General features: G+C 44.7%; 23 protein-coding genes. 3 read left to right on the top strand and 20 right to left on the bottom strand.

Annotation, left to right across the window (positions count from 1 at the left end):
• Complete coding sequence (locus ABWW54_RS00320; protein ID WP_353408917.1) at positions 1 to 759, top strand: hypothetical protein; 759 nt, start codon at positions 1 to 3, stop codon at positions 757 to 759.
• 27 nt (positions 760 to 786) lie between these two features.
• On the opposite strand, the gene ABWW54_RS00315 is transcribed toward ABWW54_RS00320, so the two are convergent.
• On the bottom strand, positions 787 to 1,374 hold the full coding sequence (locus ABWW54_RS00315) for a lysophospholipid acyltransferase family protein (protein WP_353408915.1): 588 nt from the start codon (positions 1,372 to 1,374) through the stop codon (positions 787 to 789).
• Positions 1,375 to 1,636: 262 nt separating this feature from the next.
• Between ABWW54_RS00315 and ABWW54_RS00310 the strand changes: the two genes are divergently transcribed.
• The gene (locus tag ABWW54_RS00310) at positions 1,637 to 2,563 is read left to right on the top strand and encodes a lysophospholipid acyltransferase family protein (protein ID WP_353408913.1); all 927 of its coding nucleotides are present in this window, start codon (positions 1,637 to 1,639) and stop codon (positions 2,561 to 2,563) included.
• A gap of 45 nt (positions 2,564 to 2,608) precedes the next feature.
• Here the strand turns inward: ABWW54_RS00310 and ABWW54_RS00305 are convergent, their stop codons facing one another.
• The 19 genes from ABWW54_RS00305 to ABWW54_RS00215 form a co-directional block, all read right to left on the bottom strand.
• On the bottom strand, positions 2,609 to 3,532 hold the full coding sequence (locus tag ABWW54_RS00305) for an OmpA family protein (protein WP_353408911.1): 924 nt from the start codon (positions 3,530 to 3,532) through the stop codon (positions 2,609 to 2,611).
• Positions 3,533 to 3,578: 46 nt separating this feature from the next.
• Positions 3,579 to 4,331, bottom strand: a complete 753-nt coding sequence (locus ABWW54_RS00300) for a TadE/TadG family type IV pilus assembly protein (protein WP_353408909.1) — start codon at positions 4,329 to 4,331, stop codon at positions 3,579 to 3,581.
• Positions 4,332 to 4,335: 4 nt separating this feature from the next.
• Positions 4,336 to 4,884, bottom strand: coding sequence for a tetratricopeptide repeat protein (locus ABWW54_RS00295; RefSeq protein WP_353408907.1), 549 nt, complete (start codon positions 4,882 to 4,884; stop codon positions 4,336 to 4,338).
• Position 4,885: 1 nt separating this feature from the next.
• On the bottom strand, positions 4,886 to 5,236 hold the full coding sequence (locus ABWW54_RS00290; RefSeq protein WP_353408905.1) for a DUF192 domain-containing protein: 351 nt from the start codon (positions 5,234 to 5,236) through the stop codon (positions 4,886 to 4,888).
• A gap of 5 nt (positions 5,237 to 5,241) precedes the next feature.
• Complete coding sequence (locus tag ABWW54_RS00285; protein ID WP_353408903.1) at positions 5,242 to 6,120, bottom strand: type II secretion system F family protein; 879 nt, start codon at positions 6,118 to 6,120, stop codon at positions 5,242 to 5,244.
• Positions 6,113 to 6,964, bottom strand: a complete 852-nt coding sequence (locus ABWW54_RS00280; RefSeq protein WP_353408901.1) for a type II secretion system F family protein — start codon at positions 6,962 to 6,964, stop codon at positions 6,113 to 6,115. The genes ABWW54_RS00285 and ABWW54_RS00280 overlap by 8 nt, the downstream gene beginning before the upstream one ends.
• On the bottom strand, positions 6,964 to 8,685 hold the full coding sequence (locus tag ABWW54_RS00275; protein WP_353408899.1) for a TadA family conjugal transfer-associated ATPase: 1,722 nt from the start codon (positions 8,683 to 8,685) through the stop codon (positions 6,964 to 6,966). The genes ABWW54_RS00280 and ABWW54_RS00275 overlap by 1 nt, the downstream gene beginning before the upstream one ends.
• Before the next feature lie 2 nt (positions 8,686 to 8,687).
• Complete coding sequence (locus ABWW54_RS00270; RefSeq protein WP_353408897.1) at positions 8,688 to 10,007, bottom strand: type II and III secretion system protein family protein; 1,320 nt, start codon at positions 10,005 to 10,007, stop codon at positions 8,688 to 8,690.
• Between the two features lie 12 nt (positions 10,008 to 10,019).
• A complete protein-coding gene (cpaB, locus tag ABWW54_RS00265; RefSeq protein WP_353408895.1) occupies positions 10,020 to 11,219 on the bottom strand; it encodes a Flp pilus assembly protein CpaB in 1,200 nt (399 codons plus the stop codon).
• Positions 11,220 to 11,358: 139 nt separating this feature from the next.
• On the bottom strand, positions 11,359 to 11,598 hold the full coding sequence (locus ABWW54_RS00260) for a type IV pilus modification PilV family protein (protein ID WP_353408893.1): 240 nt from the start codon (positions 11,596 to 11,598) through the stop codon (positions 11,359 to 11,361).
• Positions 11,599 to 11,635: 37 nt separating this feature from the next.
• A complete protein-coding gene (locus ABWW54_RS00255; RefSeq protein WP_353408891.1) occupies positions 11,636 to 12,346 on the bottom strand; it encodes a hypothetical protein in 711 nt (236 codons plus the stop codon).
• A gap of 11 nt (positions 12,347 to 12,357) precedes the next feature.
• Positions 12,358 to 13,212 carry a hypothetical protein gene (locus ABWW54_RS00250; RefSeq protein WP_353408889.1) on the bottom strand — a complete coding sequence of 285 codons (855 nt, stop codon included), beginning with the start codon at positions 13,210 to 13,212 and terminating at the stop codon, positions 12,358 to 12,360.
• Positions 13,209 to 14,636: a pilus assembly protein TadG-related protein gene (locus ABWW54_RS00245; RefSeq protein WP_353408887.1), complete on the bottom strand. Its 1,428-nt coding sequence runs from the start codon at positions 14,634 to 14,636 to the stop codon at positions 13,209 to 13,211. Before ABWW54_RS00245 ends, ABWW54_RS00250 begins: the two co-directional genes overlap by 4 nt.
• Positions 14,637 to 14,711: 75 nt before the next feature.
• Positions 14,712 to 15,059, bottom strand: a complete 348-nt coding sequence (locus ABWW54_RS00240; RefSeq protein WP_353408885.1) for a hypothetical protein — start codon at positions 15,057 to 15,059, stop codon at positions 14,712 to 14,714.
• A gap of 95 nt (positions 15,060 to 15,154) precedes the next feature.
• A complete protein-coding gene (locus ABWW54_RS00235) occupies positions 15,155 to 15,442 on the bottom strand; it encodes a Flp family type IVb pilin (RefSeq protein ID WP_353408883.1) in 288 nt (95 codons plus the stop codon).
• Between the two features lie 533 nt (positions 15,443 to 15,975).
• Complete coding sequence (gene ubiB, locus ABWW54_RS00230) at positions 15,976 to 17,619, bottom strand: 2-polyprenylphenol 6-hydroxylase (RefSeq protein WP_353408881.1); 1,644 nt, start codon at positions 17,617 to 17,619, stop codon at positions 15,976 to 15,978.
• Positions 17,612 to 18,226 carry a ubiquinone biosynthesis accessory factor UbiJ gene (locus ABWW54_RS00225; RefSeq protein WP_353408879.1) on the bottom strand — a complete coding sequence of 205 codons (615 nt, stop codon included), beginning with the start codon at positions 18,224 to 18,226 and terminating at the stop codon, positions 17,612 to 17,614. The genes ubiB and ABWW54_RS00225 overlap by 8 nt, the downstream gene beginning before the upstream one ends.
• A 5-nt stretch (positions 18,227 to 18,231) precedes the next feature.
• Positions 18,232 to 18,978 carry a bifunctional demethylmenaquinone methyltransferase/2-methoxy-6-polyprenyl-1,4-benzoquinol methylase UbiE gene (ubiE, locus tag ABWW54_RS00220; RefSeq protein WP_353408877.1) on the bottom strand — a complete coding sequence of 249 codons (747 nt, stop codon included), beginning with the start codon at positions 18,976 to 18,978 and terminating at the stop codon, positions 18,232 to 18,234.
• A gap of 18 nt (positions 18,979 to 18,996) precedes the next feature.
• Positions 18,997 to 19,374 carry a gamma-butyrobetaine hydroxylase family protein gene (locus ABWW54_RS00215; protein WP_353408875.1) on the bottom strand — a complete coding sequence of 126 codons (378 nt, stop codon included), beginning with the start codon at positions 19,372 to 19,374 and terminating at the stop codon, positions 18,997 to 18,999.
• Between the two features lie 165 nt (positions 19,375 to 19,539).
• On the opposite strand from ABWW54_RS00215, the gene ABWW54_RS00210 reads away from it, so the two are divergent.
• A complete protein-coding gene (locus tag ABWW54_RS00210) occupies positions 19,540 to 19,899 on the top strand; it encodes an acyl-CoA thioesterase (protein ID WP_353408873.1) in 360 nt (119 codons plus the stop codon).
• Positions 19,900 to 19,956: the final 57 nt, after the last annotated feature.

The following is a 19,956-nucleotide window of genomic DNA, read 5'->3' as shown; positions in this document are numbered from 1 at the left end:
ATGAATACGTTTATCGCTTTAATTAAACGCGAAGTGTTAGAACATAAAAGCCTATGGAGAGTGCCTGCGGTATTACTGGGTATCGCATTATTGGTAAAGATGAGTTTTACCTTTGGAAATCTACATATCGATTTCGATGTTCCAAAAGGGTTTGATCTTGAGTCAACGGTTGACTCATTTCTTGTCTCGGCTGTAGGCAAAGCGTTGTCTGGAATGAACTATATAATCATGTTGGTTATGTTCGTTGTTGCCATTTTCTACACGCTTTCGAGCCTGTATAACGAGAGGCAAGATCAAAGTGTCTTATTCTGGCGCTCTCTACCAATCTCTGACACACAAACGATATTGGCGAAATTGGCGATCGCTATGATTGTGATTCCGGTTTTGATTTTGGTATTGCAGAGTGTTGTGGCAGTGCTATTTCTAGGTGCACAAAGTGTTGATTATCTTGGCTCGTATTTGTCAGAAGCGACGGTAAGAATGGCTAAAATCATGTTGTGGTCGATGCTACCAACCATTGCGTGGTGTTTGTTTTGCTCTCAAATGGCAAAGAAAAATCCATTCATGATGGCGTTGGTCATACCGATTCTAGTAATTGTGGTGGATAAGTTATTTTTAAGTGGTGTAGTCAGCGATACATTCGTCATTAATCGACTGACTGGTGTTGAGCGCTATACCAGTGGCGTGCTGATTATTGGGTCGATATTTTCAGCCGTGTGTATAAGCGCGACCATTGCCCGTCGCGGAGAGCTTATTTAACTTAGCGATCTTCCGGTCATTTAAACGTCAGAGCGAATTGTCCATGACAATTTCTCTGGCTTTCTGGTTTGCAATGTTTAGGGCTTCCTTCACTTGTTTGCATCCTTGTTCTATATCCGTAGAACGTTCTAAGAACACCGGATCACCATAAACTATGCCAAGGTGACCAAATAGAAAAGGTATGAATGATTCATCCCAGCTCGAAAATTCCTTTCGTTTGCTTGCGTAATAGGCCACGGGGATAATGGCCGTGCCAGTCGAAGCCGCGAGTTGAACCGCCCCTGGTTTTACTTCAAAGGCAGGCCCTCTAGGGCCGTCGGTGGCTATGGCGAGCTCCGCGCCACTTTTTAGCAACCGAATCATCTTCTTTAAGGCTTGTACACCCTTGCGTGAACTGGAGCCGCGAATCGGTGTTTTTCCAAAACGTTTGGCGAGCCAAGCCATGTAATCACCATCTCGGCTATCAGAGACTAGGGCGTGTATATTTCGTTGACTTCGTAATTGAGGAAGAATGAACTGTTGATTGTGCCAAAATACGAAAGTATGCCCTTTGCCTTCCAGACAGAGCTCGTCAGCGTGGCCCTCGCCAATGACGGTTATTTTGGAGAACCACATGATCATTTTTAGGTAGAGCCAAAATAGGGGCGCAATAAAAATGAAAATTAGGATAGATATTAGTTTTTTCTTCACAGCAGGTCCTTAGACTCGATATGCTTTGGCAGAGTGCATGATACTCGTTCGTCGAGCCTAATAGAACCAATGAGGCGTATTTGAATCCCCTGGTTTCGCTAAATATCCATTTTTGATGCTCTATGCCATCAGGCTTTAACTGTGCTTATGCTATTCTCTAGCCGATTCAAACTTGTGTGGATTGTGTGTGAGTAATTCATTGAAACCGTTTCCCATCGGGCTCTTTTTGGCACCTAAATATTGGCCTACCTGGTTGGCGCTAGGCATTGTTAAATTAATAACCCTGCTTCCGTTGAGAGTGTTGGCCGCCATGGGACATGGTGTGGGGATGGCCGCCTATAAGTTGGGAGCGTCAAGACGAAAAATTGCGTTTAAGAACATCCAATCATGTTTTCCCGAGCTGAGTACGGCTGAGTGCGAGGCGATTAATAAACAACATTTTAGTTTAGTCGGGCAGTCGGTGTTTACTGTTCCCGCGAATATGTGGATAGGGGCTAAGCGCTTTGCCAGCAGAATCGAGGTGATCGAGCGAGAGCATTATGACAAGGCTCTTCAGACTAATCGCAACATTATATTGCTCGCTCCGCATTTTGTTGGATTAGATGCCGGAGGGTTTGCGGTATCACAGGAGCGCGATGCCATTACCATGTACCAGTACGCCAAAAATGGGCTGATGGACGAAATTGTTAAGCGAGGACGTGGCCGCTATGGCGGTGTTTTGATAGAGCGCAAAGCGCCATTGAGGCAGACGATCAAGGCGATTCGTAAAGGCATGCCATTCTATTATTTGCCGGATCAAGATGCCGGCCGCAAAGGCGTGTTTGTGCCATTTTTCCATCCACTTGCATCAACCGTTCCAATGCTGGGAAAATTCGCAAAAATGAGCAATGCGGTGGTGATTCCAGTCAAAACCAAGGTGAAACCCAAAGGCAAGGGCTATGAGGTTAGCTTTGGAGCCCCTTTGGAAAACTTTCCAAGTGGTGATGACATGGCCGATACCTTGACGATGAATCAAGCTGTTGAAGCCATGATAAGAACGATGCCTGAACAGTATTTTTGGGTTCACAAACGGTTTAAAACTCGCCCTCCAGAAGAGGAGGGGAAATTCTATTAGGCTATGATGTTATTGTCTTGCAGCTACCCTGAGTAATCCTTTGGATCAGTCTGTTACTCGATAGATCGTGGCTTTTCTTGATGATTGTAGAGTCCCTGTATTACTCATAAGTTCCCCGCCGGCAATAGCCCAAAGTCTCGCAGAGTTAAGTTCTTGAGAGGACTTTAAGTCGTTGACCACTTGTAGGGCTCGTTTGTGTGACAGCTCTGCATTGTCATCGGCACGCCCCTGCGGATCTGAATATCCAATTACAATGTAATCCTTATCTCCATTTTGAGCGATAGTTTGAGCGATTTGATTCAGGTCTGATGCGTCGTATCCATCGCTTAATCGCGATGAAAAATACACAGACCCTATGTCGTCCAAATTTTTTCGTGGAACGATATTCCTATTGTCCAGAACGCTTTTGATGCTTGAAAAGCTTGGACGTACTACCGCCTTGATGAGCAATCTAGGTCGACTATCGAACTCACTTAAATGAAACATCGCCGACGCTAGATGTACGTCCTCGTTTCCGTAATACGCAGTGACATAACGTTGATGGTTACTATCGCCATCAATAAAATTGTTGAGGTTTAATTTCCAACCAGGGATGTCCCCGCATTGAGTTCCTAGGCATTCAAAAGAAACAGTGTAATTGTGTGCGGTTAAGATCGACTTAAGCTGTTTCATTATCGACGCTGAGCTAGCGCCTTCTGAAAAATCGAAAACAGACTGGCACATTGCTCCTTGCAGTTGATAGGCACTTTGCGGGCGAAACCCTTTTGTAAAGTGATTGTCATCAGCGGATTGATAGATCATAGGCCCGTTAATAATTTCAACCACTTCATCCGGTTTCATGTGCTGTCGAAACAAACTAGAGTCTTCGATTAAGTGCGGGAAACACAAGCTGTTTTGTGCGATAGCTGAGACATTAAAGAGCAGGGCAAGGATGATGGAGCCCAGGATCGCGGCAAGGTTTTTCTTCATTGTAAGTCGTGTTCTAAGCATCTAAATTCAAAATTAGGTAGGGTAGTTACAGGTCGTTGGAATATATTGGGGTTTGCATTCTCATGATTGAATGCGCGGTGATGGCCACATACCGTTCACTGTGCAGTGCACCTAGAATATTGCAGGAGCGCTGTTCGTCAGAAACTCTGATTACCCCAAACCAACCCTCTAAGACGGTTCTATGAGCTAGGTCCTTTAAACCAGGTACTTTTAATTTGTGGCACCAAAGAGTCTTAATTTTGAGCAAATTAGCATCTTGAATATTGATCTTTTCAGTTTTCGTGCCAATCTTTACGCTCTTGTTAGACGCATTTCGAAACTGTAAATTGTCATTTGGAATTGCATTAACGTTGGTAAATCGTTGCCGCTTGACATCCAGAACCGGTATGTCTTTCTTGAATGCATCGAAAATCGCTTTGTTGGGGCTAATAATATTAACCGTATTTATCTTTCCGACTGCGGCCGCATTTAATGCCTTCTCGAAAAGCCGTGACTCCCCGTACGCTTTAGCTATGCCACCAACGGATTTATCGCTGTCGACAAACTGAGGCATCATCGCATTAGCCAACGTGTTTCTCATAGCTTGGGCCGAGGCATTGTTTAGAGACCCTGCTCTGACTGCTTCAAACGTCGCAGCGTTTAACGTGGATTTGGTTCTGTAGACATAGGTGACTTCTAGTAAACCGAAGAGCAATATAAAGAAAAATGGCATGGCTATGACGAACTCAATTGCGGTTGAGCCTCGTTGCTTGTTTCTTAATACTATTGTCTTGTTCATGCTGTTATTTGATTATCGACTTGGCGTCAGTCACGGTTCGTGAGGGACTATTTAGTTGGTTACGAATATCAGATTCACTCGGTTGGGTTCTACTCAGATCCTGACATCCCTCGGCCATTTTTTTGCGTAAGGAGATGGATTTTGTGAAAAATGCAGACCCCTTATCTATGTGCCGTAACGCCATATCTAACGTTTCGATAGACTGGCTACGTCTGGTTAGGGCTAAGTTGTACCAAGCTTTTTCATAGTCAATGTCGGTCGCCAATACAGTCTCGTAGGCGTTAATCGCCGCTGGATATCGGCCCGAGCGATAGTAAATATTGCCCAGTTTGAACCAAGCGTCACTTAATGCCTTGTGTTCAAAAACAATGTTGAGAAAAAGTTTTTCGGCTTCGACCAGCTTGCCGTCTTCGTAGGCCTTATTGGCCTGAAATAGTCGGTCCTCTAACGGGGCTGGAGCAAACGGTGAGCGTTCGGCCGTTCGCTGAGGAGTGCTCACGCAAGCTCCGAGTAATATTAAGGTTAAACCTACGATGATGTGCTTTGTAGACATGCTATTTTGTTGCCTCTGAAATTAGTGAAAATTGGTCGCCAGATACAATGCCTTTTTGGGTGCAAATACCAGATTTGAGTTCCACAACCCGTTTAGCCCCCATGGCCATGGCGACTTGCCAAGGTTTTAGGTTCTCAACAACCTTCATCACCCTGTTATTGTTATCAAGAAATACGATGTCTAAAGCGAATTGCATACCAAACATGTGCACACTTGAACAGTTATCGAACCACATCGCGTCGTCTGAATTTAGCGCCTTTTGGCCAATCAGCCCTCTGGCTCTTTGCCAGAATGTAGTAGGAACGACAACATTGGTGAAGGCCAGTTCTTTGTTTATTAGTATGTTCTTCATGGCGCCTAAGTCTCTGCTATAAACTTCAAGATGATAGGAAAGAATAGGACAACGAACGTGCATGGAAAAATGAAAGCAACCAACGGAAAAATAAGCTTAACAGGGGCTTCCAACGCCAGTTTTTCAGCCTTTTGGAATCGTTCGACTCGGCGTTGATCTGCTTGAACTCTTAGCGTTTCGGAAAGGCTGGCTCCCGTGGACTCAGCTTGAGCGAGAGCCGACACCAGGCTATTAAACTCCTTAAGGTCAATCCGTGCAGCCATAAGTTTCAGTGCCGCTATTCGGCTCATGCCAGCACGTACGTCACGCAGTACGGCATTGAACTCGCTGTTAAGCGGGCCTTCGGGGCCCTTTTCAACGGCTTGTTGAATCGCGCCACTCAGATTCATGCCCGCTTCAAGTGCCATAATGATGAAATCCAAATAGACAGGAAGAGAGCGCACCATCTGCAGTTCACGTTGCTTTCTTCGATCATTCGCCGACAAGAAAGGCATGAAAAAGCCAAGACAAGCCGCAATAAATACATAAAGCCCGTTGACGCTATCGATTAGCGACAAAGTAAAATAACAAATACTTCCGCTGAAGATCATCGCGGTCAGTTGAAGGCCGAACAACTGTTCCGGCTCCATCAAATAAATCATCTCAGCTCGTTGCAACATCCGCTTACTTCTTTCGACGTATTCCACACCGAGATAGCGGCCAATGTAGAACGCGAAGAAATTGACTAACGGCCAGATTAACTTGAGGCCAAATGGAAGCGGATCTTTGTATTTTCTATTATCTGTTGGGATTTGGTGCCCGATGTTCTTTATTGAATAGATCAAACAGAAAAGAGCCGCTGCGCACATGCCGCCGATTAAAAGTGGGATCAGAGTACTAAACATCGATATTCACAATTTTACGTATGAAAAAATATCCGATTCCAAGCATGCAGAACAGAAAAGCGAGAGTAAGCCATCCGTACCATATGGTGAAAATTTGGATCATATAGGGAGCGGTATCTTCCATAAAACACAGTACGATACCAATAAAGATCGGTAGACAAACCATGACAATTCCCTGCATACGGCCTTGTGCCGTTAATGTCTTTATTTTCCCCTCCATCTCGATCTTAGTTCTTAGCGTGGTGGATAGACGTTTAAGGACCGCTGATAGATTGCCTCCCACTTCCCGTGATATTTTCATCGCTGACACCACGAGTTCCATCTCAATTGAGTCTACCCGTTGATTCAAATTGTCCAAAGACTCGTCGTAACTCACGCCTAACCTTAACTCGTTTAAAAATAGGTCAAATTCTTGCTTGATTGGACCGCCTTCTTCATTTGATGTCAGTTCTATCGCTTGGTTAAGGCCCATGCCGACCGACATCGCGCTTGAAACATTGAGCAAAAAATCCGGAAGCTGTTGGATGATTGTGTTCTTGCGGCGTTTTTTTAACAGCTTAAGCAGTAAGGTGGGGACAAATACCAATACGACGGCGATGACCAAAGTCAGGAAAAATGATCGTGTCGCAATAAATAGAACCAGTGAGACCAATAGGATCAACGAAATCGACAGAAGGATGATCTTTTCGATGTCTATAAACAGAAAGAGGTCGCCTAACGTTGTTTGTGTCTTATTCACAAACATGTTTTTGGCGTTGTTCGCGCCGTCAGCCACAGGCGAAACGATCAGGAAGACCAAGATACCAATAAGGATGCTGAACAACGCTGAGATCAATAAAACCACTAGAAGCCACCGTTGTCGGGTTCATTTGACTTAAATATTCCCACGTCAACGGCCACGCCACTTTCACGCAGTTCTTCGTAGACCTTGGGAATTAACCCGGTGGCAATGAACTCCCCGATGACTTTGCCTTTTTCATCTCTTCCAGTCTGTTTGAACTTGAAAATCTCACCGAGTTGAACCACCCCTTGGTCGATTCCAGACACCTCGGCAATGCTGGTTACCTTGCGGCTGCCGCAAGACAGTCGTGTTTGCTGAATAATGATATCCACCGCAGATGAAATTTGTTCACGAATGGCTTGAATAGGTAGCTCCATTCCCGCCATCATGACCATGACCTCTATTCGGGAAACGCAATCTCTTGGATTGTTTGCGTGTGCCGTTGTTAGCGACCCATCGTGCCCCGTGTTCATCGCTTGCAACATATCTAGGGCTTCGCCACCTCGACACTCACCAACAATGATTCGGTCTGGCCGCATGCGCAGGCAGTTTTTAACCAGCTCTCTAATCTCTACCGCGCCTTTACCTTCTTGATTGGCTGGCCTTGCTTCTAATCCGACTAGGTTTGGTTGATATAGCTTTAACTCGGCTGCATCTTCGACAGTAACAATTCTCTCTTTGTCAGGGATGAAGTTAGAACAAATATTCAACAAAGTGGTCTTTCCAGACCCTGTACCGCCTGAAATTACAATGTTTTGTTTGTTGGTCACGATGGTCTCAATAAACTCGACCATATTTTGATTTAAAGACCCAAAGTTGATCAGATGTTGTGCGGTTAATTTCTCCTTCATGAATTTTCTAATCGTGATGGATGAGCCCTTCAGTGCCAATGGCGGAATTACCGCGTTAACTCGCGAACCATCTTTGAGTCGAGCATCCACCATAGGGGAGCTCTCATCAATACGTCTGCCTAGTGGGGTTACGATTCTTTCTATTGCGTATTGGACTGCTCGATCGTTTGTGAAGGTCACGTCGGATCGCTGAAGCTCGCCTTTTTTCTCAAAGAAGATTTCGTCGGCGCTATTAACCATGATCTCACTGATGTCGTCATCCGCGATCAGATCTTCCAGTGGGCCAAGTCCGATGGATTCATTTAGGACTTGTTTTACTAATTCACTCTTGGTTAACGAGGCAGGAATATCAGTAAACTCATCGGCTATTTCGGTGAGCATAGTCTGTGTCATTTGAAACACTTCATCATCGCTCATGTCTTTAACATTGATGCGACGTAGATCCATCTTGTTCAGCAAGCTTTCATGTATTTTTCCACGCCACTTCTTACTCAGCTCAACTTTTTCCTTGAGGGCCGCATTGTGTGTGGTGTCGTTTTGGTCCCCGTTGTCTTCGCGCTCTTCTGGTTGGCTTTCTAACTGTTCGTCATTTTGTGCATCGATGAGCTTTTTGCTTTGGCTCTGCGCTTCAGTACGACCACGGTTTTTGATTCTCAAAACGTAGGAATCAATGGCAATAATATCGTCTTCCTTAATCGGGCCAAAGGTTTCAACTTTATTGCCATTAACCAGAACTCCACTGGAGCTATTTTTTAAGTCAGTGATGTGTATTCCATCAGCCCTGTCATCGAGCTGCGCATGTTTGGTGGCTATTTTCCAGCCCCGCAATACGATGCCGCTTGCTTTGTCTTTTCCGATCACGACCTCTAGATCAGATGAGATGAACGTATCGACATACGTGCCTTTATTGGTATTTATAGATGCTTCAAACATAATTAGTCTGCTATGTCCTCATCGAATTGGCTGCCATCAATCAAGAGCTCTTCTAAACTCTTAGCGTGTTCAAAAATTGTTCTATCGCTGTAGTCGACGTTAGCTGTGTTAATGATCTTGGGTGTCACTAACACAATCAATTCCGTTCTTTGTTCTTGAAAGCCTTTTGATTTAAACAGCTCCCCGATAATCGGAATCTTGCTCAAAAAGGGCAGACCTTGAACCGCCTTACTATCGCTACTTGATAGCAACCCAGAGATGGCCAAAGTCTGACCAGGTTTAAGGCTGACGCTGCTTTCCGTTTCTCGAGTTAGTAGGCCTGGTACGCCATTGACACTGGTGCCGGAGTCAATAGAGCTCACCTCTGCTTTAACCATTGAAATAATGGTGTCAGTGCCTACGAGTTCGGGTTCAATTTCCAATTGAATTCCGTAATCTTGAAATTCGACGGTTGTTTGTCCGAGCTGATTTACGGTTTGATAGGGAATCTGTCCGCCTGCTAGAAAGCTGGCCGCAGACCCCGTTTGTGTCGTTAATGTGGGTTCCGCTAAGATTCTGCCCAACCCGTTTTCTTGCAGTAATTGAATTCTTGAAGAAATGCTGGTGGCTAAACGCCCAAATGGGTAGAAGTCGTTGTCTCCGATTGGAATTGATTGACCAACAGCTTCCCAATCAACCGCGGCGTCTTGGGGAACAAGCGAGTACGAAGGATTATCTAAAAAGGTGCCAAAGGTGCCCAATATAGGTCCTTGAACACTGTCATCCCAATCGATCCCCAGTTCTTTTCGATACCTTTTTTGCACTTCTAAGATTCGTACTTTAAATTCGATCATTTCGCCACGAGGTACTTCTTTTACAAGTACCAAAGCATCAGGGAACGCTTTAGTTACTGCGTTTTGAAACTGCGTGAAGAATCTCGGATCTACGGCTCCTTCGATGACTAATCGATTGTGAACGGATCTGACGTTGACCTTATCGTAGGTTTGTAAAATAGATCGCGCCATCGATACATTTTGATGCATGTCGCTGTCGAAAACGGTGATGTTGAATGTCGATAACCTTTCACCTGTGGTCCAAACTAAGACTTTGGATTCGCCAGCTTCTTGAGGAATGAACATCAGTTCTCCAGTTTCAAGCACACTCGCCTTCACGGTAGCTTCGTCACCGACGGCGATGCGAGTGATGCTGCCAACATCGACGACTTTGACTGACCCCAGAGTCAACGTAAAGTCATAGACCTCAGCACGAACGGTACTGGAGATAACCGTGATGACAGCAAAGAATAATAGCGGCTTAAGTGCTGTTAGATTTTTTGAAAACATAGACATCGACCCTTAAGCCTTTCGTTTTAATAAGTTGTTGTTTGAATTTTTCGCGATGTGTTTTACAACGTCATTGGCCGTACATCGCTGGTGATGGGCCGACCCGCAGGGGCTTATGTGACCGACATCGTTCTCGACATCGTTCTCGACATCGTTCTCGACATCGTTCTCGACATCGCTCTCGACATCGCTCTCGACATCGCTCTCGACATCGCTCTCGACATCGCTCTCGACATCGCTCTCGACATCGCTCTCAGTCTCAGATTTACGAGCGATGGCTAGGCTTTTCACAAAGTGTTGCCCGCTTTTGTGCGGTGTAGAATTACTTATTGTTGCTATTTTGGGTGCCTTGTAGGAGCGCGTTTCTTTGACTCCGTTTTTGCCATAAAAGCTGAAAGACAGGGACTTTTGGTTGGGGTCACTGGCTGTGATTGATGCTTGATTTACTGGTTCCCAGAAATGAACTAAATCATCATTACTGTTTCGTAGTAAAAATAAAATGTCTCCCAAGCTACTTGAGAACGCCAAGTTATCGGAATCGTCTGCTTTCATGGCCAGAGTCACGGAGCTGTATTCAAATTGTTCTGTGTCATCTCCCAGGAAGTCTTGTTCATGGAATGGCTGTTCCTTGGTTAGCAACGGCCGTTGGTCTACCGCTAAGACCTTTATATTTTGAAAAAGAGAGATCATGGTATCTTGACCCGAAGACGCTCCGTCATCACCACCTTCTGCAGTTTCTAACTCACCACGAAGAAAAATGTCGACTCTGTCTCCCACCGTCAGTAATCCCGCGTTGCTTGTGAGTGTGTCGACTTCCAGAGTCACTGGCCGTTCACCAACTTCAAGTAAGTCTGAGAAGCGTTCAATCAGGCGGCCCTTCAGGAAATGAGTTAATAATGGCTCTCCACTTTTCATGCTTACCGTGAGTAAGCTACCTTGATGTTGATCGAAGTAATCTGGTCTTATTGCTGAATCTGATAAGTGGTTCGCGTTGAGCTGCGCTATCGACATGTTACTGGGGCTAACTGCTTCGCCTTCTTCCACGTCAACGGACGCAACAACTACGTCGACCATTTGGTCGCCCTTGCCTTCATAGCTCAGTCTGATGCTCTCTTCAGTGCTTTCTAGGTATTGCTGTGCAACGTAAAATGCGAGAAAGCCCACGAGTATGGCTATTAGTAATAGCCCCCAACTTTTAAAAAAATTCTTCATATGCCCGACGCTCAAATGAGCCTCTTTTCCTATGTTTGTAATTTTGTACTAAATAAGTCAGCGCCATTTTGATAGGGGCTGCTTTTGTGTTTATTGTTTTTAATGAAATTGCATTTTTGAATTAGTACGGCAGATCGAGTCACTCCTTCTTTTCTTTTTTAAAAGAAACCAGAGAGCCGTCATCGCTGACGCGAGGAAGCGAGGTGGCATACATGTAAGCCGAGTGTTCCTTTTTTATCGCCTCCTCCAGCATAGTGAAAACACTCTTGTTGCTAGGTGGTATCGGAGTCAAGAGTGATAAGGCAAACACACCTAAGCCAATTAAGTATTCGATCATTGTGACGCCATATTGGGTCTGAGTACGTTTTGGATTTTGCATAAATTTATTAATACTGATGTAAGGTGTCCGATTCTCTCTATCGCTCTGACACAGCGATGCCATAGGTTTTGCCTTCTTGCCGAACGAAACTTAGATTTAGTTTTTCTCCGTTTTTGTTCATTGCGATAGCTGGAACTTTCTTGCGAATTTTTCCGAACATATCCGGCGCTAACATGGACCAGCCTTTGCGTTCCATTTGCGTGGTGTAATAGTTCAGATTTCTATCAATGCTATTGCTATTAGAAAACAGTATGGTGCGGACACGTTTGCCTTGTTCGTTTGCTTCTGTGTCAATCATGATTTTGGTGTTTGGTAACGTTGGAAAGTCGCGGCCAACTGAACGCGTGGCCTTTTTCATTTTGTTTCCACTGCCCTTTATGTACTCAAACATTGGCGTTATACCTAAGGTGCCATGAGTGACTGGGTAATCACCTTGCTCTATTTGCACGGTCATTAAATATCCTTTTTCTTTGTGTGACAGTATCCGCCAATCTCCAAACAAGACGTTGGTCATTTCCGTATCCCACTCGTCCTTGTAGAAGTCGACAATGTGAGCTTCGTCTTCTTTGGTCTTAAATTGGTAAATACGCATTGGTAGACCGTTCACCTTCATGTTGTTCGCTACCGTGACTACGTCCATCATTTTGGAGTAAGGAAATTCTGGAAATTTCTCGGCTTTGGCTGCTTCACTGAATGTACCAAAGAGCGCAATGAGAGCGATGGTTAGAATCGGTATTGTATTATTCATATTCATTCTCCCTAGCGGTTAGGGTAACGTCTAAGACGATGGCTAGGAACAGGCTCTGAAGTCACCTTACCAAGCTCTAAGGAGTCGGACTTTAAAGGGTCGAAGAGAAAGCCAACGAAGTCTTGAATCGAATCCCCAACTTTGCCGTCCACCAGCGCTAACGGCAGTAATCCTCTGACACGACCCTCCATGTCTGAAGGCCCGCCAGCATTCCACCCGTCGGTCAAAATTGCGGATTTAGATGAAAAAGTAGGTTTCAAATTTTCGAATTCCTTCATCCATTTAAACTCTTTGATTTCTACCGAGACATCGCCGCTATAGTAGCCTTGGCGGTTCACTTTAAAATCGCCTAGAAGATCCAAAGGTTTGGTAATTGCCCCGACTGCGTTCGTAAGCTTTCCTGGTGGAGAAGAATGGGATTGAGTAAGTCGAACAAAGCTCGGCTGCTTTTTTACTTTCGAATTGCTTACGTACATCGGTTCGTAATTTTTACTAGATTTGAGCCCTCGGTCGTGAAAAAGCTGCATTGGATCCAGTTCCCAATCATCCAGATCAAGGTGCTGGGTGCTGTCGACAAACGTATCGGGTTGTGAAAATACTCTGTGATGCATTTCGCTTTGAAGCTGCAAGTTGGACTTCTTGAGTGCCTTATTCGGGTGGTATCTGGGCACATCTTGAAACCACACGGTTCTTTCCCACGCACTGTAGCGAGATGCCTGTTCGACTTTTTGTTTGGAGTCAATCATCTTGCCCATCAATGAGGTCAGGGCCAACACACTCACTAAGACAAAGCTCGCGACGATCACAAACTCCACAATAACAGCTCCCTTTTGCGCGGAGCCCACGTCGCAACGTTGATGCATCATAGTTTTATCCCGCTCGCCGCCAGAATTGCAGCGGCATGATCTATCTTGCTTGCCTTGGTCAGTCTCGCTTGCCAGAACGGGTTATACATATTCCCGAATTCGATGTTTCTATCGCGCCTTGGCCACAGGTCTGGAGCTCTGGAGAAATAGGTTTCCGCTTTGCCTAAAGAAATTAATTGGTCTTTGGCTGCACCACCGTGCTCGGCAACATCAAACCGTTTTTGCAGTCCGTAATTCTGTTTATCTTTTACGGCTTCTTTCCAAACACGTGCAGCAGCAATGGGCTTTCCGAGCAACGCGACCATCCCGGGTCCTGTGTCAGTCAGCCCGTTGTCTTTCAAATCATAGAATGGTTTAAGATTACTGGTTCGTGACAAATTATTGCTGCGATCATCCGCCGCAGCGATCCAGGCGGCTCTTCCGTTTCTCCAAACGCCGCCATACCGGTGTCTAGAGCGATCACGGTAGTAGTTGTAACTTGAGGTTCCTCGGTCTGAGTTTAAGGCATGGCCAGCGCCCCATCCTAATGGCGCATCTACAATGGTGATGGTGGTGAGCCACAGATCGACTTCAATCAGAAATCGTTGCGTGTCCATGGCTGTCCAATCCCAAATGTATTTATTATTTACGATAGCGGGCTTGAACTCACTGGCACCTCTGCCGTGAATCAAATCCGCTAACCAGTCATTAGATCTATTCTGAATGAAACGGTCAGTAGATTGGTTAACCGTGGAATGAAATTCTCCGAAGCGTTGTAAATACCGGCGGTTCTTTTGATCAAAGCCCCAAGGTTTAGGAACTTGATTCTTCTCGACGGTGTCTCGGTACTCGTCGATGTACTTGATGACGGAATACCCGCCCAAAACAACGGAACCTTTGATATCTTGATCGTTTCCTTCAATGACTTTGGTGTAGACCTCATAGGCAGCGCCAGTCATTCCTATGTGGAACACTTCTTGCAATCCAGAGGTTATTTTAATGATGTTATCGCTGATTGGAATAACGGTTTTAGCCGCGCCATCGAAGATCTGCTTCATTACCTTTGCCGCTTGAGCAAGCAGTCTGGATGCCGCTTTAATAATTTGGCCGGCAACTGGAATCCATGAGAGAAAGTTCGAAACAACATCAAAGTTGAATGCGGTTTGTTCCACCATGTGACCGTAAGAGCTTAATCCAACCATTTGGCCGATTGCTACTTGGTTTGCCACCATGATCCTATTGGTGGTGGCCATGAAATTCATGTCACGTGCGGTGATGCTGGAAACACTGTACGCCGCTGCATCAGCGGCATTTTGTGCTTTCATTTTATGGCTGGTTACTTGGCCTACGTCATACAGCGAATAGATAGATAGGCACGCTGCAGCAAGCAGGAAGAGAGCGAGCACGGTCGAAAAACCACGCTGTCTAGCAAAGTTAGAGTTCATACACTTAACCTAGGGAAGATTTACATTGAGATAAGACAAGACTCAGTAAGCGAGCTTACTGATAAGAGGCTTAATTCAACTTAGATCAAAAACATTGTCAGGATTCTTCCTGCAAAGGTTATCGGCAAGTATTCCAACTTCGTCTCTGGATCTTCCTGCTTCAAGTGCATCAAATACAGTCTGGTAGTATTCGGCGTTAAGGCTTTCTGCCTCAAGATCCGAATACCCAAGGGACGCTTTTGTATCTGCAATTGGTTGTGAAGAGCCTTGTTTGCGTCGGACGTCGACTTCGTCGAATACGAATTTAGCTTTATCGCTCCACATTCCACATCCGACGTCTAGCATCTGATCGGCGAATGAAGTTGAAGATAATGCAAACAAGGGAAGTAATAATAATGTTGGGTAGGGTCTGGGTAACATCATAGTTATTCACTGGGCGGCGGTAGTAAGAAACGGCTCTATCGCATGATTAGGGTAGGCTGGATAGAGCCGCAGTAATTTAAGATGTGTTACTAAGTCTATTTCTGAGATTCAGTCGACTTACTAGCACTCTCTCCGTAATTACCCAAATCGTTCTTTTTCTTCGCCAAATCGCGGGCGTCTGTGGCTGCGTTTTTAGCTTGCGTGTTGTCTTGGTTTTGACCAGACAATTCAGCAGTCAACTCACCCATTTGTCCACGAATTCCCTTACCAAAGAGGCTGAATACCCCAATAGCTGAAATCGCGATCAGCGCAACGATGATGATGTATTCGACCATGCCTTGGCCTTTAGATTCCTTGATTTTCTTGATGCTAATGTAGTTCATTTAGACTCCTTAGAGTTTCTGTAGTTGGTTAGACACATAACTCTCCCGTAAGGCGCATAAGTTAGTTTAGGGTTAACGCCAAATTAGAGAGTTTGATGGGGTCAAAAAATAAGAAAAACGTATTCGTTTTAGCTAACAAATAGGTTAAATCTATTTAATGGACGCTCAACATACAACAGGAGCGATCAGTTTGTCTAGTAACTTTGATGCGTGTCAAAAAAAAATAATATAAAACCCCACCTCCAACTTTGATGTCTTATAGATGATATAAGGTGATGATATTTAAGGATAAATTATTAGTGTCCGAAAAAACAAATACGCTGAAAGCGTTTAATGGAGCGGCTTTAGCGTCGTAAGCATGGTGCTTGAAATTTGAAAGTCCGGGCTGTTTTCCATTAATTATTCGTTACGATAGAACTTTAGATGACAGGCGTTCTTTCGTCATTTGAGGATTATTTTTTCTGTCTCTATTAACTCACGAATGCGATTTTATCTAAAAATAGGGGCGTTTCCGTTGGCCGACAACGTGGTATTTAAGTGCGTTGTCCAACCAAAATTAGGATCCCAATTACCCCGATAGACGGAAGAAAAAGATTGAGCTTATCGAATTCAATAATTTCCAATTGCACTGACAGCGTGCCGAAAATGCTAATGCACACCAGGCTAGATGCCAAACGTTCCCAATGGCTCATTGATTTGGGATTTTGTTCTCTGTTTATTGCCGTTTGAGCTGACTTTTCGATCGCTTGTGGCAGGCTTTGTAATGCGCTTTGCCATTGAGGGAAATTTCTCTTAATGTCGTCGAATAGTTTCTGCGGAGACATTTGTTTTTTCATCCAATCTTCAAGAAAAGGCTTCGCTGTGTCCCATAAGTTTAGGTCGGGATAAAGTTGCCTGCCCAAGCCCTCGATATTGAGCAAGGTTTTATAAAGTAGAACGAGCTGCGGCTGCACAGGCATTTCAAAACGTCTCACTGTTTGAAATAAGTGCATCAACACATTTCCAAAGGATATTTGGCTCAACGGTTTCGCAAAAATCGGTTCGCAGACCACACGAATGGCTTGTTCAAATTCAGCCGCCTTAGTCCCTTCTGGTACCCATCCAGCCCGAATATGTGCATCAGCGATGCTTGCGTAGTCGCGATTAAAAAACCCGAGCAACATCTCTCCAAGGTAGCGTTGATCCTGTATATCCAGTGTGCCCATGATTCCAAAATCAATACTGATCCACTTGCCTTCGTTCGAAACGAAGATGTTCCCCGCGTGCATATCTGCATGGAAAAAGTTATCTTCAAAGGCCTGTTTGAAAAAAACGGCGACGCCATCTTCTGCCAATGCTTTTAAATCGATACCTTGTTCTTTGAATGACTCTATTTCGCGAATTGAGATGCCATTAATGCGTTCCATGACAAGTACATTTTCACTGGTGAAGTCCCAGTAAATTCGCGGAACGTAAATCAAATCGGAGTCTTCAAAATTGGCGCCCATGCGTGCGGCATTTGCAGCTTCTGTGCGCAAGTCAAGCTCGTCGTGAATCGTCAGGTCATATTCCTTTATTACGTCTAAAGGTCTAAATTGTTTACCGCGTGACCAGTACTTTTGAAGAAAACTGGCGGCACGGTACATGACTTTTAAGTCGCTCTCGATGATTCTTTTAATGCCTGGCCGCAGCACCTTTATCACAACTTCATTTGTTGAGGTGCCATTTTGTCCAGGTACTGAGATACCTGGTTGTAGGGTAGCCGCATGGACTTGAGCAACCGACGCCGACGCCAAAGGTTGTTCGTCTATTGATTCAAATACACTGTCTAATTGGTCGCCGTAGGCTTGTTTGATGATTTTTAATGAGGTGGCTGGCGAAAAAGGGGGGACTTTGTCTTGTAGTTTGGCTAATTCTAAGGCGACGTCATCGGGAAGTAAGTCTGGTCTTGTGGACAGTGCCTGTCCCAATTTGACGAACACTGGCCCCAATTCCTCTAAGGCTGCTCTAATTCTTTGTGGGCGATCTTCTCTTGATGGAGCGCTACGCCCTAAAGCCGCTGCTAGAAATAGTTTGGCTGGCTTAGGCAGGTCAAAATCATTCACTATTTCAGTAAGTTGATATTTCCTGACGATACGTCGAATTTGCCACAATCTAGAAAATGATCCAGCGACTTTTTGCCGTTTAATGTCACTCATTGGGTTCTAAGTTGTCTATTTTTATTTTCAGTCTTTCAAGCTTCGCCGCTAATCGATCGGTATCGGCACGAATGTTGTCAACCGAATCAAGAAAGCGCTCAACATCGTCTTTGTTTGCCGCTACCTTCATGTCGTTTTGAATCAGGTCAGAAACGAATTCGTGCAAGCGAGAGCGAGATTCGACCGCAAATTCTTTAGTCTGGGTAGCAACAAAACTCACTGTTTTAGCTGGCGCATCACCAATTTGATCTGCCAACATAGATTCCCAATCGATATTTAAGTCGGACATTACTTGAGCAAAACGCTGTCCTACTATGGGGTCACCTGAAATTTCCAGCTCGCCCGGTTCAAGTTCAGCATTTTCTAGCCCGTCCCGACTGATTTTTATCAGTGCGCCTGGCGTGGCGCTTAGGGTAACGTCGACGGAGTCTGTGGGCTGATTTGATAATTCTAGCCCTTCAGATTGAGGCGTTACTGAAATTGTTAAGTCCAGTTTCTGAATATGCAAGGCCATGGTTTTTCCTTGCAGTTTTTTCAACTTAGATGAGCCATCGACGTCATATTGCAGCGCCTTATTACTCGCTAATTCAAGTAAAGAGAAGAGCATAAGTCTTAATACTTATAGCCAATATGGAGAGCCACGATGCCCCCCGTTAAATTGTGGTAGCGCACGCGATCAAACCCTGCATCGAGCATCATCTGCTTTAGTTCTTCTTGTGGCGGATGTTGACGAATGGATTCAACCAAATATTGATAACTTTCACGGTCGCTTGAAATTATCTCTCCCATTTTAGGGATTACATTGAATGAATAGGCATCGTAGACCTTACGAAAGGTTTCATTGGTGGGCTGAGAGAATTCTAAGATAATGGCGCGGCCACCTGGTTTTAAGCAACGAGCCATGGATTTCAATGCCTCTTCTTTGCGCGTTACGTTTCGTAAACCGAAGCTGATTGATATACAGTCAAAGCTGTTATCTTCAAACGGTAAGTTTTCGGCATTTACAAGGCAAAAGTCAACATTACCAGCAATGCCTTCGTTTATGAGTCGTTTTCGACCTTCCGCAAGCATGGCCTCATTGATGTCCGTAACCACGACTTGACCATGTTCACCTACTTTTTTTGCGAATTTGAGTGACAGGTCGCCACTGCCGGCAGCGAGATCTAAAACGCGATCACCAGCGCCAACACCGCTTTGAGCGACGGCAAACCATTTCCAAGCTCGATGTACTCCGAATGACATGGCGTCGTTCATAACATCATAATTGCTGGCAACCGATCGAAACACGTCGCCTACTAAACTTTGCTTGTCACTTTGATTTACTTCTTGAAAGCCAAAATGGGTTTTTTGTTCTGCCATGATTAGTTGCTTGTAGTTCTATGTAAGGTGATAGTCGGTTTCTTGTGCTGTACGTAAAGTGCCTTTGTCTGAGAGCCGCTTTAAGTAATTTTGCCATTTTTCTTTGCGTTCAGACCCCAGCTCATACAAGTAATCCCAGGAGTATAATCCTGAATTATGAGAGTCGCTGTAAATCAGTTTTACGGCATAATTACCGACTGGTTCAAGGGCAACGATGTTGACCAGTTCTTTGCCTTCTTGAAGAACTTCTTGCCCAGGGCCATGGCCCTTTACTTCAGCTGACGGCGAGTGAACACGCAAATACTCACATGGCAACATGAAGGTTTCGTCGTCAAATGCAACTTCCAAGACTCTGGATTTGCTGTGCAGCTTAATGTTACTTGGAGTGTGATTCATTGTTTGATTATATCCTGAGTTCTAGGGATAAAAATCTTTTTAGTGAAATGACATCAATCGTCTTTGGGTTTATCGATAGAAATCTGCTATTTTCGGGTAAAACAGCCTCAGAAGAGCTTGGGTTATGGGCTTGAGAGCACGAAAAGTAAGAGGAGATTATTCACAGTGGAACATTATAAAATAGTACTTCCCGCCGACCTCAATGATTATGGCAACTTATTCGGTGGAACGTTGTTAAAGTGGGTCGATGAAATTGCCTATATTCGCGTAAGTCTTGATATGCCCGGTCAGCATTTCGTGACCATTGGTTTGGACAACGTTGAATTTAGGCACCCCATCCGTGAAGGCCAAATACTTCGCTTTCGTTGCCAGCAGACCCGCGTTGGCAATACTTCAATTACGTATAATGTTAAGGTTTATGGTGCTCGATACGAGACTGAGACCGAAGCCGTTCTGTTCGAAAATAACATCTCGTTTGTGTGCGTAGACAAAGACGGAAAAAAGACTCCAATTGTAAAGCCTTGATAAATAGCGAGATGCCTTGAGTCAATTTATTAATTTACCTTTAAGCTTATGTTCAGG

The sequence above is a fragment of the Arenicella sp. 4NH20-0111 genome (assembly GCF_040366405.1).
In the GTDB taxonomy this organism is placed as follows: Bacteria; Pseudomonadota; Gammaproteobacteria; order Arenicellales; family Arenicellaceae; genus Arenicella.
This window is presented reverse-complemented; position numbering and strand designations above follow the sequence as displayed.

Bases quoted from the DNA above. Each gene is read 5' to 3' on its own strand.
- cpaB (WP_353408895.1), bottom strand. From the start codon at position 11,219: ATGAAGAATTTTTTTAAAAGTTGGGGGCTATTACTAATAGCCATACTC.
- ABWW54_RS00250 (WP_353408889.1), bottom strand. From the start codon at position 13,212: ATGATGCATCAACGTTGCGACGTGGGCTCCGCGCAAAAGGGAGCTGTT.
- ABWW54_RS00320 (WP_353408917.1), top strand. From the start codon at position 1: ATGAATACGTTTATCGCTTTAATTAAACGCGAAGTGTTAGAACATAAA.
- ABWW54_RS00290 (WP_353408905.1), bottom strand. From the start codon at position 5,236: ATGAAGAACATACTAATAAACAAAGAACTGGCCTTCACCAATGTTGTC.
- ABWW54_RS00240 (WP_353408885.1), bottom strand. From the start codon at position 15,059: ATGATGTTACCCAGACCCTACCCAACATTATTATTACTTCCCTTGTTT.
- ABWW54_RS00305 (WP_353408911.1), bottom strand. From the start codon at position 3,532: ATGAAGAAAAACCTTGCCGCGATCCTGGGCTCCATCATCCTTGCCCTG.
- ABWW54_RS00295 (WP_353408907.1), bottom strand. From the start codon at position 4,884: ATGTCTACAAAGCACATCATCGTAGGTTTAACCTTAATATTACTCGGA.
- ABWW54_RS00235 (WP_353408883.1), bottom strand. From the start codon at position 15,442: ATGAACTACATTAGCATCAAGAAAATCAAGGAATCTAAAGGCCAAGGC.
- ubiB (WP_353408881.1), bottom strand. From the start codon at position 17,619: ATGAGTGACATTAAACGGCAAAAAGTCGCTGGATCATTTTCTAGATTG.
- ABWW54_RS00255 (WP_353408891.1), bottom strand. From the start codon at position 12,346: ATGAATAATACAATACCGATTCTAACCATCGCTCTCATTGCGCTCTTT.
- ABWW54_RS00225 (WP_353408879.1), bottom strand. From the start codon at position 18,226: ATGCTCTTCTCTTTACTTGAATTAGCGAGTAATAAGGCGCTGCAATAT.
- ABWW54_RS00315 (WP_353408915.1), bottom strand. From the start codon at position 1,374: ATGTGGTTCTCCAAAATAACCGTCATTGGCGAGGGCCACGCTGACGAG.
- ABWW54_RS00270 (WP_353408897.1), bottom strand. From the start codon at position 10,007: ATGTTTTCAAAAAATCTAACAGCACTTAAGCCGCTATTATTCTTTGCT.
- ABWW54_RS00245 (WP_353408887.1), bottom strand. From the start codon at position 14,636: ATGAACTCTAACTTTGCTAGACAGCGTGGTTTTTCGACCGTGCTCGCT.
- ABWW54_RS00260 (WP_353408893.1), bottom strand. From the start codon at position 11,598: ATGCAAAATCCAAAACGTACTCAGACCCAATATGGCGTCACAATGATC.
- ABWW54_RS00275 (WP_353408899.1), bottom strand. From the start codon at position 8,685: ATGTTTGAAGCATCTATAAATACCAATAAAGGCACGTATGTCGATACG.
- ABWW54_RS00215 (WP_353408875.1), bottom strand. From the start codon at position 19,374: ATGAATCACACTCCAAGTAACATTAAGCTGCACAGCAAATCCAGAGTC.
- ABWW54_RS00285 (WP_353408903.1), bottom strand. From the start codon at position 6,120: ATGTTTAGTACTCTGATCCCACTTTTAATCGGCGGCATGTGCGCAGCG.
- ABWW54_RS00300 (WP_353408909.1), bottom strand. From the start codon at position 4,331: ATGAACAAGACAATAGTATTAAGAAACAAGCAACGAGGCTCAACCGCA.
- ubiE (WP_353408877.1), bottom strand. From the start codon at position 18,978: ATGGCAGAACAAAAAACCCATTTTGGCTTTCAAGAAGTAAATCAAAGT.